We start from the raw sequence: 13,523 nt of genomic DNA, 5'->3' as shown, positions 1-13,523 counted from the left end.
AGTACGGGCGCCGCCAGGGAGCGGGCGCCAATTGAAATTAAGAAATTACTTCCATTCGAAAATCTTCCACGCCGGAATCAGCATATCCGGCTGATCCGAGCGGATGAAGTTACCGTCCGATCCATCGGCGCGCACCAGAAAGTACGGCTTGCCGCCCTTCGGCGTCACCTGGATGGCGTACAGGAAACCATTCTGGCGGTATTCCTTGATCGTGTTATCGCCTTCGGTACGGATGGTCACATCCGGTTCCGGCGATGGCGCATCATCCGCGGCCATCACGGCCAGCGGTGCAATTGCAAACAAGCCAGCCAGCAACAGGCGATTTAGTGTACGCATGATAACCTTGTCCCTTTGTCGTCAACGGTCCCGCTATTCTAGCGCCGGACCCGCCGAAAAGGTTGATCCTGCTCATGAGCCAAGCCCCCCTCGTCCTGGTGGACGGTTCTTCTTATCTGTACCGGGCCTTCCACGCCCTGCCACCGCTGACCACCTCCAAAGGCCTGCCGACCGGAGCGGTCAAAGGCGTGTTGAACATGCTCAAGAGTCTGCGCAAGCAGTACCCGGACAGCCCCTTCGCCGTGGTGTTCGACGCCAAGGGCGGGACATTTCGCGATGAAATGTACGCCGAGTACAAGGCCAACCGCCCCAGCATGCCCGACGACATGCGGGTACAGATCCAGCCGCTGCACGACAGCGTCAAGGCGCTGGGTTTTCCATTGCTGTGCGTCGACGGCGTCGAGGCCGATGACGTGATCGGCACCCTGGCCCGCAGTAGCGCGGCGGCCGACCGCCCGGTGATCATCTCCACCGGCGACAAGGACATGGCGCAATTGGTCGACGGCCACATTACCTTGGTCAACACCATGACCGGTAGCGCACTGGACGTGGAAGGCGTGAAGGAGAAATTCGGCGTCGCTCCCGAGCAGATAATCGATTACCTGGCGCTGATGGGCGACTCTTCCGACAACATCCCGGGCGTTCCGGGCATCGGTCCGAAGACCGCTTCCGGCCTGCTGGTGGGGGTGAACGGCGGTCTGACCGAGCTGTACGCGCAGTTGGACATCGTCCCGACCCTGCCGATCCGTGGTGCGAAAACGCTGCCGGCCAAGCTCGAAGAGCACAAGGAGATGGCGTTTCTCTCCTATCAACTGGCGACGATCAAGATCGACGTGCCGCTGGACATCGGCCTCGACGATCTGCAGATGGGACCGCCTGATCACGACGCACTTGCCGAGCTCTATACCTTGCTGGAGTTCAAGAGCTGGTTCGAAGAGAACCAGCGCGATGCCAAGCGCTCCGGCCAGGAAGTGTCCGCGCCCGTGGTCGAAGAAGCGGCCGGCGAGACCGAACGCCAATACACCACGATCCTGACCCAGGCCGATTTCGACCTGTGGCTGAAGAAGCTCAACGACGCCAGCCTGTTTGCCTTCGATACCGAAACCACCGGCCTGGATGCGCAGCAGGCACAACTGGTCGGCCTCTCGTTCGCGGTCAAGGCCAACGAAGCGGCCTACATCCCGCTGACCCATTCCTACATGGGCGTGCCGGATCAGCTGGATCGTGACACCGTGCTGCGCGCACTGAAACCGATCCTGGAAGACCCGAACAAACTCAAGGTCGGCCAGCACGCGAAGTACGACATGAACATCCTGGCCAACTGTGCCATCGGCGGCGACCCGAACGACGGCATCCATGTGCAGGGCATCGCCTTCGACACCATGCTCGAGTCCTATGTGCTGGACTCCACTGCCACCCGTCACGACATGGACAGCCTGGCGCTGAAGTACCTGAACCACACCACCATCGGCTTTCAGGACATCGCCGGCAAGGGCGCCAAGCAGCTGACCTTCGACCAGATCGCTCTGGAACTGGCCGGGCCCTACGCCGCCGAAGACGCTGACGTGACGTTGCGCTTGCATCAGACCCTGCAGGAAAAGCTCAACGCCATTCCAAGCCTGGGCAAAGTACTGAGCGACATCGAAATGCCGCTGGTGCCGGTGCTCGCGCGGATCGAACGCCAGGGCGCGCTGGTCGATGCCAACCTGCTGGGGATCCAGAGCGTCGAACTGGGCGAGAAAATGGTCGCGCTGGAACGTGAAGCGTTCGCCATCGCCGGCGAGGAGTTCAACCTCGGCTCGCCGAAGCAACTGGGCGTCATCCTGTACGAAAAGCTGGGTCTGCCGATCCTCAGCAAAACCGCCAAGGGCCAGGCCTCGACGGCCGAAGCGGTGCTGGCGGAACTCGCCGAGCAGGATTACCCGCTGCCCAAGGTGCTGATGCAATACCGCTCGATGAGCAAACTGAAAAGCACCTACACCGATCGCCTGCCGGAACAGATCAACCCGCGCACCGGGCGGATCCACACCTCCTACCACCAGGCCGTCGCGGCGACCGGGCGCTTGTCGTCCAGTGATCCCAACCTGCAGAACATTCCGATCCGCACGGCCGAAGGCCGTCGGATTCGTCAGGCGTTCGTTGCCCCAAAAGGCTACAAACTGCTGGCGGCGGACTACTCGCAAATCGAACTGCGGATCATGGCGCACCTGGCCAGGGATGAAGGTTTGTTGCACGCCTTCCGCAATGACCTGGACGTGCACAAGGCCACCGCCGCCGAAGTGTTCGGCGTCGACCTGGCACAGGTCACCACCGATCAGCGGCGCAGCGCCAAGGCGATCAACTTTGGCTTGATCTACGGCATGAGCGCGTTTGGCCTGGCCAAGCAGATTGGCGTCGACCGCAAGCAGTCCCAGGCTTATATCGACCGCTATTTCGCCCGTTACCCGGGCGTCCTCGAGTACATGGAGCGCACCCGCGCCCAGGCGGCCGAACAAGGCTTCGTCGAAACCATCTTCGGCCGGCGCCTGTACCTGCCGGACATCAATGCGAAAAACCCGGCCCTGCGCAAAGGCGCCGAACGCACCGCGATCAACGCGCCGATGCAAGGCACCGCGGCGGACATCATCAAGAAAGCCATGGTGGCTGTGGATAACTGGCTGACGAACTCGGGCCTGGACGCCAAGGTCATCCTGCAGGTGCACGATGAACTGGTGCTGGAGGTGCGCGAGGACCTGGTCGATCAGGTTCGCGAGGAAATCCGCCAGCACATGAGCAACGCCGCGAAGCTAGACGTGCCGTTGCTGGTGGAGGTTGGCGTGGGCAACAACTGGGATGAGGCCCACTGAGCCTGCTGCAGGAGCGGGATCGCTCGCGAAGGTGCGTCAGTGACGGTCATGTCGACCGACACATCTTCGCGAGCCGGCCCACTCCGCAGGGAAGTTTTTCTGCCGCGGCATAGTGTCGCGGCCATTTCAGAAACCACTTATTTCGGAAATCGAACCGGCTTATTTCAAATGGTTTTTGAACGTCCGGAACTAAACCCGTGAAACACGACTCAGAGTAACTGAATGGCTGGTGAAGCCGTTCATTGCTCCTATGTTGTGTTAAGTGTTGGCAGATATCTGGACCCCGCCCTAGCGGTCCGGAACTTGAACCCCGGAACTTCCCCCTCCCCATAAGAAGTCCGGGGTTTTTTTTGCCTGCGATTTACTGCTCGGCGATTTCCGCACCCTTGTCCGCCAGCTCCAGCCAGCCGGCCAGTACAGTGTAGGCCTCTTCCAGACCCATGCGTTTGGGCGCCGAAAAAAGCTGGATGGTGATCGCCTCGCCCCAGCCTTTGCGAATCTCGGACTGGACCTTGAGCAATACGTTTTTCGCCGCGCCGTAGGTCAGCTTGTCCGCCTTGGTCAGCAGAATGTGCATCGGCATGCCGCTGGCCACAGCCCAGTCGAGCATGAGCAGGTCGAAGTCGGTCATTGGATGACGGATGTCCATCATCAGAATCAGGCCTTTCAAACTTTCGCGCCCACCCAGATACGCTTCCAGGTGGCGCTGCCAGTGCTGCTTCAGCGGGATGGGCACTTTTGCATATCCATAGCCGGGCAGGTCGACCAGACGACGATCATCGTCTAGCTTGAAAAAGTTGAGGAGTTGCGTGCGACCCGGGGTCTTCGAAGTCCGCGCCAGGCTGGCATGCGTCAGGGTGTTCAACGCGCTGGATTTACCGGCATTGGAACGCCCGGCGAAGGCCACTTCAAAGCCTTCGTCGTCGGGACATTGGTCGACTTTGGCAGCGCTTAGCATGAAGGTGGACTGTTGGCACAGGCCGAGGATGGGGTTCTTGAGTTGCATGGGATTTCCGATGTGGGCGGCGCCGGGAATGGACGCGGCAAGCGGTGTCGTTTCCGTTTCAGTAGCGCCAGTATATAATGCCGCAGATTTTGTGTGCGCTTTGTCCCAGCGTAGGATGAAGTTCACGAGAGCGATTGACCTTGATTGCGCATTAGAACGCAGAACGCTCTCAACCCTGAAAAGGTCGTTTTATGACGAAATGGCTGCTAGCTGCCGGTGTCTTGATTCCGCTTTACAGCGCTCAGGCTACACAGGATCCGGAAGCTGTGTACAACCGTGTTTGTGGTGCCTGTCATTCCGGCCAACTTCCCTTGGCGCCCCGAAAAGGCGATCGGGAGGCTTGGACGCCGAGGTTGGCGAAAGGTATGGAGACGCTGGTGCAACACGTGACCCAGGGTTTCAAGGCGATGCCGCCGCGTGGTTTGTGCATGGACTGCAGTGCCGAGGATTACCGAACCGTCATCCAGTGGATGAGCGAGTGATCCCGGTCCATAACTCTTTAACCCTTAGCCGTAGTTGGATTAGCTGATGAACAAATTGATCGTGAGTCTGCTGTTGACCGTGGGGATCTCCGGCATAGCCCATGCTGCAGGTGACGCAACAGCGGGTCAGGCGAAAGCCGCCGTATGTGGCGCCTGTCATGGCCCGGATGGCAATAGCATGGCGCCTAACTTTCCGAAACTGGCAGGTCAGGGCGAACGTTATCTGAACAAGCAGCTGCACGACATCAAGTCCGGCAAACGCACGGTACTGGAAATGACCGGGCTGCTGACCAACCTGAGCGATCAGGACCTGGCCGATATCGCCGCCTACTTCGCCAGCCAGAAAGGCAGCGTTGGCGCCGCCGATCCGAAGATCGTGGCTCGCGGTGAAGCGTTGTTCCGTGGTGGCGACCTGGCCAAGGGCCTGCCAGCCTGCACGGGCTGTCACGCCCCCAACGGCGCGGGCAACGCGGCGGCCGGCTTCCCGCACCTGGGCGGCCAGCACGCTCAGTACGTGACCAAGCAGCTGACCGATTTCCGCAAGGAAGAAGGCGGCCGCACCAACGACGGCGACGCCAAACCCATGCAGAGCATCGCCAAGCGCATGAGCGACGAAGACATCGCTGCGGTGTCCAGCTACATTCAAGGCCTGCACTAAGAGCGACGGATCGGGCGGCGCACAGGCGATACACCTCCTGTCACGTTAACGCTCCATTAATCTGTCGCGGCAAGTATAAAAAGGGTGGCTCAGGCCGCCCTTTTTTGTGGCCGCTGCCGGTACACTACAGAACTCAAGCCCGCCATGACCTGTCTGAAAACAGGTCGCGCGAGGCGACCCCATTTGTCCAGGAGTAAAGCATGCGTAATCTGATCATCAGCGCCGCATTCGTCGCTGCCAGCCTGTTCGGCATGACTGCACAAGCCGCCGAAACACCTACCGCCCCCTACGTCGAACTGGCCAACCCGGTGGCGGTTGCCGTGCCTGGCAAAATCGAAGTGGTGGAGCTGTTCTGGTACGGCTGCCCGCATTGCTACGCCTTTGAGCCGGTGATCAATCCCTGGGTCGAAAAACTGCCTTCCGACGTCAACTTCGTGCGTATCCCGGCCATGTTCGGCGGCCCATGGGATGCACACGGCCAGATGTTCCTGACCCTGGAAGCCATGGGCGTCGAGCACAAGGTCCACGCTGCGGTGTTCAATGCGATCCAGAAAGAGCACAAGAAGCTCGTCGACAAGAACGAAATGGCCGACTTCCTGGCCACCCAGGGCGTCGACAAGGACAAGTTCCTGGCGACCTTCGACTCCTTCGCCATCAAGGGCAAGATCGTCCAGGCCCGTGAACTGGCCAAAAAATATGAAATCACCGGCGTTCCAACCATGATCGTCAACGGTAAGTATCGCTTTGATATCGGCTCTGCCGGCGGTGCCGAAAATGCCCTGAAGCTGGCCGACCAACTGGTCGACAAAGAGCGAGCGGCTAACAAGGCTGCCTCCAACTAAGCGCGGCGACTGCCATGCGCCGCTGGGGAACTGAACGCGTCGTTGGCCTGCACGATCCGCAGGTCAACGATCATCACCTGGAATCGACGGGCCTGCCCCCGGACAGCCGTCTGCGCCTGCTCAGCTTCAACATCCAGGTGGGCATCAGCACTGAGCGCTATCGGCACTACCTGACCCGAGGCTGGCAACATCTGTTGCCGCACACCGGGCGCGCCGACAACCTGCAGAAAATCGGCAACCTGCTCGGCGACTTCGACCTGGTCGCCCTGCAGGAAGCCGATGGCGGCAGCCTGAGGTCCGGCTACGTCAATCAAGTGGAGCACCTGGCCCAGCTCGGAGCCTTCCCCTACTGGTATCAGCAACTCAATCGCAACCTGGGGCGTTTCGCCCAGCACAGCAATGGCGTGCTCAGCCGTCTGCGTCCGTGGGCCATCGAAGACCACCCGCTGCCCGGCCCCAAGGGTCGCGGAGCGATCCTTGTGCGCTTCGGCGAAGGTCCGGAGGCCCTGGTGGTGGTGATGATGCACCTGGCGCTCGGCGCCCGCACCCGCAGCCTGCAACTGGCCTACATCCGCGAGTTGATCGGCGACTACAAGCATCAGGTGCTGATGGGTGACATGAACACCCACGCCAGTGACCTGCTGCAAAACTCCCCGTTGCGCGACCTTGGCCTGCTGGCGCCGCAACTGGAAGCGACCTTTCCCAGCTGGCGCCCGCAGCGCTGTCTGGACCATATTCTGCTGAGCCCGACCCTGACCCTTGAAAAAGTCGAAGTGCTGGCTCATCCCATTTCCGATCACCTGCCGGTCGCGGTAGAGATTCGTCTGCCGGGTTCGCTCACGGCCGATGCATTGCCCGCGTTGAGTCCTGCCCTTCGCGGAACCGATGAATGAGCGACGAAACACAGCGCTGGAAAGAGAAATACCTCAAGAGCATCGAACAACAGGAAAAGCTCGAGCGTCGCTGGGACGCCCGCCTCGACCTCCTGCGGCGGGGACTGGTGCGCAGCACCCTGGCGGCCGAGGGCACTGACCGCGCCGTCGACCAGTGCATGAAGGAAATGCGCGACGTCATCCGCAGCAATGAAATGGATGCGGGCCTGGCGGCGTTGCTGCCTCGACTGGAAAAAGCCGTGCTCGACTCCGAGCAGCGTCGCGAAACCCGGGTCAACCAGACCAGCGCCGCGCTGAACGCGCTGGTGACCCAACTGCAAACCTTGCCGTTGCCACGGGACGTCAGCCGACCGCTGAAGAACTTCGCCAAACAACTGGATGCACGTGTCAGCCAGGCACGCGAGATCCCGCTGCTGCTCAGCGAACTGAGCGGGCTGCAGGGCAAGGCCTTGAGCCAGCTGGAGCAGCCTGTGGAACCGGGCCGGCCAGGCTTGTTGCAGCGTTTGTTCGGCCACCGGGAGAGCGAGGAAGCCCCCCAGCAGACCGCGCCGGCGGTTGCGGCGGCACCCGTTCAGACCGCACAGCCTGACGAGGACATTGAAGAGGCGACTGACACCCCAGCTGCCGCGCGCTCACAGGCGCCTGTCGAAGCCCTACAGGAGGCTGAACCGCCTCCCGTGGCGTCGCCACTCGAACAACCTGGAGAGACGGCCCCAAAGGCAGTCGAAGAAGTGCCTGCAATGCCGGCACCCGAGACGGTCGTGGCCTATGTTCCGCCGGTTCATGAGCCTGCGCCTGCTGCTGAGCCAGTTCCCGAGGCCCCGCAAGCTCTGCAACCGCAAGCGCAGCCACCAGAACCGTTGGCCGTCGCGCCGGCTACCCAGGCGCCAGTGCAAGACAACCCGGACGAACTGACCCCTGAGGTCTTTCTCGACTGCCTGCCCCTGCCCCCGGCCATGGCCCAGGCATTGGCCGCTATCGATCCGGAGCAACCCGAGCAGGATATTCTCTACGCGCTGCCTGACTCGCCGGAACCGTCCTACAGTTCCGTCGCCAAGCACATCGAGGACACCCTGCTGGGCCTGCTGGACGATCTGTCTTTGCCCGAGCGTCATCGCCCGCAAGCCGAAGCCATGCGAGATCGCCTGCAAAACGGTCTGAACTGGTACGAATTGCTGCCGATCCTCGACGATCTGGCGACGCTGATGCTGGCGATCAACGACAGCGGCCAGCATGAGTTCGAAGTCTATCTGCAACAGCTCAATGAGCGCCTGGAGTCATTCCAGAGCAACCTCAAGGCCGCCAGTGATGGCCACGCGGACAACCAGTCTGCGGCGCGCGAAATGGACACGCAGATCCGCGAGCAGGTCGACGGCCTGCAGACCAGTGTGCAGGACGCGGCGGACCTCGAAGATCTCAAGCACGTGTTGGAGAATCATCTCGAAGGCTTGCTGGGGACCATGGACCAGCACCGCAAGCAGCGCGACGAACGCGAGCAGGAAGTGGCGGCTCGCCTCAAAGGCCTGGCCGAACGCGTGGCGCACATGGAGCAGGAGGCCCTGGGCTACCGCGAGCACCTTGAGGAGCAGCGCCAGAAAGCCTTGATCGACCCGCTGACCACCCTGCCCAACCGGGCTGCCTGGAGCGAACGGCTGGATCATGAAATCAGCCAGTGGCAGCAACATGGCAACACCTTGTTGCTGGCGATACTCGACCTGGATCATTTCAAGCGCATCAACGATGAATATGGTCACTTGGCGGGGGACAAGGTGCTGAAAATCATCGCCAGCGTATTGCGCAAACGCCTGCGCGGCACGGACTTCATTGCCAGGTTCGGGGGTGAGGAATTCGTCATGCTGATGCCCGGTACGGTCCCCGCCGTTGGAGCAAAGCTGCTGGAGAAACTGCGCGCATCGATCGAGGCCTGCCCGTTTCACTTCAAGGGTGAGCCGGTCACCATCACCGTTTCCATGGGCATGACCGCATTCAGACCCGGAGAGCACAGTGATCTGGTGCTTAAAAGAGCCGATCAGGCGCTCTACCGGGCCAAACACGCGGGCCGCAACCGGATCGAACTGGGCTGACAGGCCATTTGTCCCATTTTGTTGAAATGGACCCGGTTGGCGGTCACGGCGCAAGACAGTACGTTACACTGTTGCATTACTGTCTTGCGCGTTGCCTCTTGCCATGAAATTTCTTGCTCTCATCGTGTCGTTGATCCTGTTGGCCGGGTGCACCAGTGGCCCCCGGTTCGACACCAGCCACCCTTCCGCCAATCACGACAGCCGCATTCAGTTCGTGGTGGTGCATTACACCTCTGCGTCCCTGGAACGTTCACTGCAACTGCTGACTCACGGCGAAGTCAGCAGCCATTACCTGATCGGCGACGACAAGGACGCAACCATCTACAAATTGATGGATGAAAGCCTGCGGGCATGGCATGCGGGCGAAAGCGAGTGGCAGGGCCGTACGTGGCTCAACTCCAGCTCCATCGGCATCGAGATCGTCAACCCCGGATTCAAGGAGATGTCGGATGGCAAGCGCCTCTGGTATCCCTACAGTGAAGCCCAGGTGCAGTCGCTGATCGTTCTGCTCAAGGACATCAGCCAACGTTACGCCATCAACCCACGCAGCATCATTGGCCATAGCGATATCGCGCCATTGCGCAAACTCGACCCCGGCCCCCTTTTTCCCTGGAAACGCCTGGCGGCCGAAGGTCTGGGCGTCTGGCCGAACGAGCAGGCGGTGGCGCGCCAGCAAGCGCAATTCGACGCACAACTGCCGAGCATCAGTTGGTTCCAGGGTCAGTTGGCTCGCCTGGGCTATGCCACGCCACAAACTGGCGAGCTGGATGTCGCGACCCATCATGTGATCGCTGCCTTCCAGATGCATTTCCGTCCGTCACGCTTCGACGGCCAGCCCGACGCGCAAACGGCGGCGCTTCTCCAGGTGCTGAATCAGACAAAATAATGACGCCCGCCCGACGGTCAGCGCTTTTTCTCAATCAGCAGCTATAACTCATTGGTAATCCTTCGGATATGCCCATATGCCTGCTGCTCGAGAGACGCTTCGTAGCTGGTTTTATCGCCCCTGGTTATTGGCGACGCTGGCTGCTGTCCTGAGCACAATATTACTGATGACGGGCAGCATGTTCGTGGCGCTGAATCAGATCGAGCAGAACGAAAGCCTTGAAATGAACGCGCAAGGCGAGCGCTTTCTGGCGCGCCTGGAGCAACTGTTCGGGCAATTGCGCGAAAGCCTGGATGACCTTGAAGCCCAGCCCCTGCGCATGTGCAGCGACGAAATGATCGCCACCCTGCAACAGGTCACCTTCAACTACCGTTTCGTCTACGAAGCTGCGTTCATGGACGGTTCGCGGCTCTGCTCCAACCGTCCGCGCCAGGAAGGCCCGTCGATGGTGCGCCCCCCGGACATCAAGGACCCGGCCTACAGCTATTGGCTGAACACCTCCACCGAACCCGATGAAAACCGCGCTGCGCTGATGCTCGGGCGTGGCAACTTTCGCGTCGCCACGTCCCGCGGGCACCTGACCGACATGGTCGACCTGTCGCCGGGCAGCAGCCTTCTGGTGGTGCTGGATCACGGCAAGCGAGCCATTCCGGTCCTGGGCACGGCGCAGGCCTGGCCTCCCACCGAAGCCTGGCCACCGGACAGTCGCGATGCCCTGCAAGTGACCCAGACTCGTCTCATTTATCGCATGCCCACCGACAGCCCCGAATACCAATGGGTGCTGATCACCCCGCGTACTGGCCGGCATGTACCCACCGCGTGGTGGTGGCTGGGGCCGGCCAGCCTGATAGCCGGGCTGTTTGTGGGGTTCATGGTGTTTCTGCTGGTGCGCCAGCGCCAGTCGCTGGATGCCGAGCTCGCCGGCGCCATACGACGCGGGGAGTTGCAGGTGTTGTATCAACCCATCTTCAACCTCGACAACCGCCACTGCGTCGGCGCCGAAGCGTTGCTGCGCTGGCGCCGGCCCGACGGCACCCTGACCAGCCCCGACCTATTCATTCCGATGGCGGAAAACACCGGACAGATCCGCCAGATGACCGATTTCGTCCTGCAACGCCTGCTCGAGCAACTGGGTCATTTGCTGCGGGCCAATCCGCAGCTGTACATCTCGGTCAACCTGGCGGCCTGTGATGTGATGGTGCCGCGCATCGGCCAAGTGATGGCGCGACTGTTGACCCTGCATCGTGTGGCCGCCAGGCAGATCGCCTTTGAAGTCACCGAGCGCGGCCTGATCGACGTGGAGATCGCCCGTGGAAACCTCCAGGCGCTACGCGATGTCGGGCACCAGGTGCTGATCGACGACTTTGGCACCGGCTATTGCAGCCTTGCGTACCTGCAGACCCTGCCGGTGGACTGTCTGAAAATCGACAAGGCGTTCATCGATGCGCTGGGGCATGACGCCGCCAGCAGCGGCGTGGCACCGCACATCATCCACATGGCCCAGGCCCTGCAGCTCAAGGTGATTGCCGAAGGCATCGAGCATGAAGCCCAGGCCGCATTCCTGAGCAGTGAAGGGGTCAAGTTCGGCCAGGGCTGGTTGTTCGCCCATGCCCTGAGCGCCGTGCAGTTCATCGAGCTGATTACCCGAGGTCGGCGCCTGGCCGCCCGGCGCATCGATGACGAAGCCTGAAGCGGATCAGACGGTCAGCGCCATGTAGAACTGGGTGCCCTGCCCCGGACGCGAGTAAACCCCCATCCTTCCACCGTGCAACTGCACGATTTCCTTGCACAGCGCCAGGCCAAGCCCTGCGCCGCCCTTCTTGCGCCCGACCTGCACGAACGGCTCGAAGATCCGCCCCTGCTGGCCATAGGCAATGCCCTCACCATTGTCTTCGACGCTGATGATCACGCGCTCGGCATGCCGTCGCGCCTGCAGGCGGATCTGGCCGTCGGTGCCGGTATGGCGCAGGGCGTTGTCGATCAGGTTGTCCAGCACCCGGTCCAGCTGCGGCTGGTCGGCCTGCAACCAGGGCAACGGCCCCTGCAGTTCCACCTGCAGGTCGATGCCCTTCGCTTGCGCCGCGTCGGCAAATCGCGCGCGGGCCTGCTCCAGCAGATCCTCGATGGAACACGGCGCCAACGTGAGCTTCTGCAGGCCGTTCTGATAACGGGAGAAATTCAACAGATCGTTGATCAGCTGCATCAGACGCTGCATTTCTTCGTTTACGGTGTCCAGCAGATCCGCTTCCCGCGAGTCCGCAGGGAAATGTGCACGTTCGCGAAACAGCCCGAACGCCATGTGCATCCCGGTCACCGGCGTGCGCAATTCATGGGATGCACGCAAGACAAATTCGCTGCGCACCCGCTCGAAGGCGCGCTGCTCGGTGACGTCATGCAGCACCATCACAGCGCCCAGGATATGGCCCTGGGTATGACTGACCGGCGTCAGGCTGTACGTCAGCACGCGCGACTCGCCATCGACCTCGATGCTCAAATCCTCAGGCACCCGCTCCAGCATGCCGCCGCGCAGCACCAGTTGCAGTTGCTGGTCCAGCTCCGGGCGGCCAAGCGCCGCGCCGAGACCTTTACCCAGGCTCTCGAGATCCCAACCCAACTGACGCTGTGCCACGGGGTTGAGGTGTTCGAGATGGCCATCGCGATCGATCATCAACAGGCCGTCGTCGATACTGTCGAGCACCGCCTGCAACCGTTGCTGACCGGCAAGCAGTTCGTCGACATTGGTAGCCTGGTGCTGACGCAGTGCCTCGGCCATGAGGCCGAAGCGCTTGGTCAGTAGATTGATCTCGACCGCCGAGGTCACGGGCAGCGTCACCTCGAAGTTGCCTTGGCCAATATTGTCGGCGGCCTTGGCCAGGGCTTCGATGGGCGCACCGAAACGCCGGGCGATGGCCTGCGCGGTGACGAAGCCGATGATCAACACTGCCAGGCCCACCAGACCGATCAGCCCGGCAATCAACAGCGCCCGCTCCCGGGCCTGGCGCTGCATGTCATTGATGTTCTCCAGCGCGTGCTTGTGCTCGGTGATCAGCCCGTTGCGCAGCACGTTGAATTTTCCGGTGAGGTCTTCGTTGCCACTCAATACATGGGATGGATCGCTCGACCGACCCAAGGCCTGGAGAAAATCCAGGTAATCGTTCTTGGCCTGCTGGAAACCGTACTGGCGCCCTCCACCCTGATCATGGGCGATGCCCTCCTCCAGCAGTTGAAAATAGCGCTGCTTGGACGCTTCGAATGCCACGGGGTCGGGCTTGTCGCCCATCAGTAGAATCAGCTGGTCGCCCAGGGTCTGACGCAATTTCAGGCCCAGGTCCAGGGTGACGAAGTTGTCGCGCACCAGCGCTTCCTGGGTTCCAGCCATCTGCATCACGCTGACCAGCCCGAGCAACAGACCCAGCAGCGCGACGGTGATCAGTGCGGAAATACTCAGGAACAGCCGAGTACGCAACTTCATCGCCAGTTTCATCGACCC

Annotated in this window: 11 protein-coding genes; 8 read left to right on the top strand and 3 right to left on the bottom strand. The window is 61.4% G+C overall.

The annotated features are described in order from the left end of the window. Positions 1–45: 45 nt before the first annotated feature. The gene (locus IB249_RS19355) at positions 46–336 is read right to left on the bottom strand and encodes a DUF2782 domain-containing protein (protein ID WP_192307307.1); all 291 of its coding nucleotides are present in this window, start codon (positions 334–336) and stop codon (positions 46–48) included. A gap of 74 nt (positions 337–410) precedes the next feature. Between IB249_RS19355 and polA the strand changes: the two genes are divergently transcribed. Continuing rightward, the gene (gene polA / locus IB249_RS19350; RefSeq protein WP_192307306.1) at positions 411–3,182 is read left to right on the top strand and encodes a DNA polymerase I; all 2,772 of its coding nucleotides are present in this window, start codon (positions 411–413) and stop codon (positions 3,180–3,182) included. A gap of 361 nt (positions 3,183–3,543) precedes the next feature. Here polA and yihA read toward each other — a convergent pair whose 3' ends face one another. Next, a complete protein-coding gene (gene yihA, locus IB249_RS19345) occupies positions 3,544–4,188 on the bottom strand; it encodes a ribosome biogenesis GTP-binding protein YihA/YsxC (RefSeq protein ID WP_192307305.1) in 645 nt (214 codons plus the stop codon). 191 nt (positions 4,189–4,379) lie between these two features. Here yihA and IB249_RS19340 point away from each other — a divergent pair, with 191 nt between their 5' ends. The 7 genes from IB249_RS19340 to IB249_RS19310 all read left to right on the top strand — a co-directional run bounded on the left by IB249_RS19340 (position 4,380) and on the right by IB249_RS19310 (position 11,723). After that, positions 4,380–4,670 carry a c-type cytochrome gene (locus IB249_RS19340; RefSeq protein ID WP_192307304.1) on the top strand — a complete coding sequence of 97 codons (291 nt, stop codon included), beginning with the start codon at positions 4,380–4,382 and terminating at the stop codon, positions 4,668–4,670. Between the two features lie 46 nt (positions 4,671–4,716). Continuing rightward, complete coding sequence (locus IB249_RS19335; protein WP_192307303.1) at positions 4,717–5,328, top strand: c-type cytochrome; 612 nt, start codon at positions 4,717–4,719, stop codon at positions 5,326–5,328. Between the two features lie 200 nt (positions 5,329–5,528). Further along, entirely contained in the window at positions 5,529–6,170 is a 642-nt protein-coding gene (locus IB249_RS19330) for a thiol:disulfide interchange protein DsbA/DsbL (protein WP_192307302.1), read from the top strand. Positions 6,171–6,184: 14 nt separating this feature from the next. Then, the gene (locus IB249_RS19325) at positions 6,185–7,063 is read left to right on the top strand and encodes an endonuclease/exonuclease/phosphatase family protein (RefSeq protein ID WP_192307301.1); all 879 of its coding nucleotides are present in this window, start codon (positions 6,185–6,187) and stop codon (positions 7,061–7,063) included. Then, positions 7,060–9,147: a diguanylate cyclase gene (locus IB249_RS19320; protein ID WP_192307300.1), complete on the top strand. Its 2,088-nt coding sequence runs from the start codon at positions 7,060–7,062 to the stop codon at positions 9,145–9,147. The genes IB249_RS19325 and IB249_RS19320 overlap by 4 nt, the downstream gene beginning before the upstream one ends. Before the next feature lie 103 nt (positions 9,148–9,250). Further along, positions 9,251–10,033, top strand: coding sequence for an N-acetylmuramoyl-L-alanine amidase (locus IB249_RS19315; RefSeq protein ID WP_192307299.1), 783 nt, complete (start codon positions 9,251–9,253; stop codon positions 10,031–10,033). Between the two features lie 76 nt (positions 10,034–10,109). Next, positions 10,110–11,723 carry an EAL domain-containing protein gene (locus IB249_RS19310; protein WP_192307298.1) on the top strand — a complete coding sequence of 538 codons (1,614 nt, stop codon included), beginning with the start codon at positions 10,110–10,112 and terminating at the stop codon, positions 11,721–11,723. A gap of 6 nt (positions 11,724–11,729) precedes the next feature. Here IB249_RS19310 and IB249_RS19305 read toward each other — a convergent pair whose 3' ends face one another. Continuing rightward, positions 11,730–13,517 carry a KinB sensor domain-containing domain gene (locus IB249_RS19305; RefSeq protein ID WP_192307297.1) on the bottom strand — a complete coding sequence of 596 codons (1,788 nt, stop codon included), beginning with the start codon at positions 13,515–13,517 and terminating at the stop codon, positions 11,730–11,732. Positions 13,518–13,523 lie beyond the last annotated feature (6 nt).

The organism is Pseudomonas sp. PDM04, assembly GCF_014851765.1.
Taxonomy (GTDB): domain Bacteria; phylum Pseudomonadota; class Gammaproteobacteria; order Pseudomonadales; family Pseudomonadaceae; genus Aquipseudomonas.
The sequence above is the reverse complement of the archived record's forward strand: the minus strand, read 5'-3'. Positions and strand labels throughout refer to the sequence as shown.

Bases quoted from the DNA above. Each gene is read 5' to 3' on its own strand.
- yihA (WP_192307305.1), bottom strand. From the start codon at position 4,188: ATGCAACTCAAGAACCCCATCCTCGGCCTGTGCCAACAGTCCACCTTC.
- IB249_RS19335 (WP_192307303.1), top strand. From the start codon at position 4,717: ATGAACAAATTGATCGTGAGTCTGCTGTTGACCGTGGGGATCTCCGGC.
- IB249_RS19330 (WP_192307302.1), top strand. From the start codon at position 5,529: ATGCGTAATCTGATCATCAGCGCCGCATTCGTCGCTGCCAGCCTGTTC.
- polA (WP_192307306.1), top strand. From the start codon at position 411: ATGAGCCAAGCCCCCCTCGTCCTGGTGGACGGTTCTTCTTATCTGTAC.
- IB249_RS19340 (WP_192307304.1), top strand. From the start codon at position 4,380: ATGACGAAATGGCTGCTAGCTGCCGGTGTCTTGATTCCGCTTTACAGC.
- IB249_RS19305 (WP_192307297.1), bottom strand. From the start codon at position 13,517: ATGAAACTGGCGATGAAGTTGCGTACTCGGCTGTTCCTGAGTATTTCC.
- IB249_RS19315 (WP_192307299.1), top strand. From the start codon at position 9,251: ATGAAATTTCTTGCTCTCATCGTGTCGTTGATCCTGTTGGCCGGGTGC.
- IB249_RS19310 (WP_192307298.1), top strand. From the start codon at position 10,110: ATGCCTGCTGCTCGAGAGACGCTTCGTAGCTGGTTTTATCGCCCCTGG.
- IB249_RS19320 (WP_192307300.1), top strand. From the start codon at position 7,060: ATGAGCGACGAAACACAGCGCTGGAAAGAGAAATACCTCAAGAGCATC.
- IB249_RS19325 (WP_192307301.1), top strand. From the start codon at position 6,185: ATGCGCCGCTGGGGAACTGAACGCGTCGTTGGCCTGCACGATCCGCAG.
- IB249_RS19355 (WP_192307307.1), bottom strand. From the start codon at position 336: ATGCGTACACTAAATCGCCTGTTGCTGGCTGGCTTGTTTGCAATTGCA.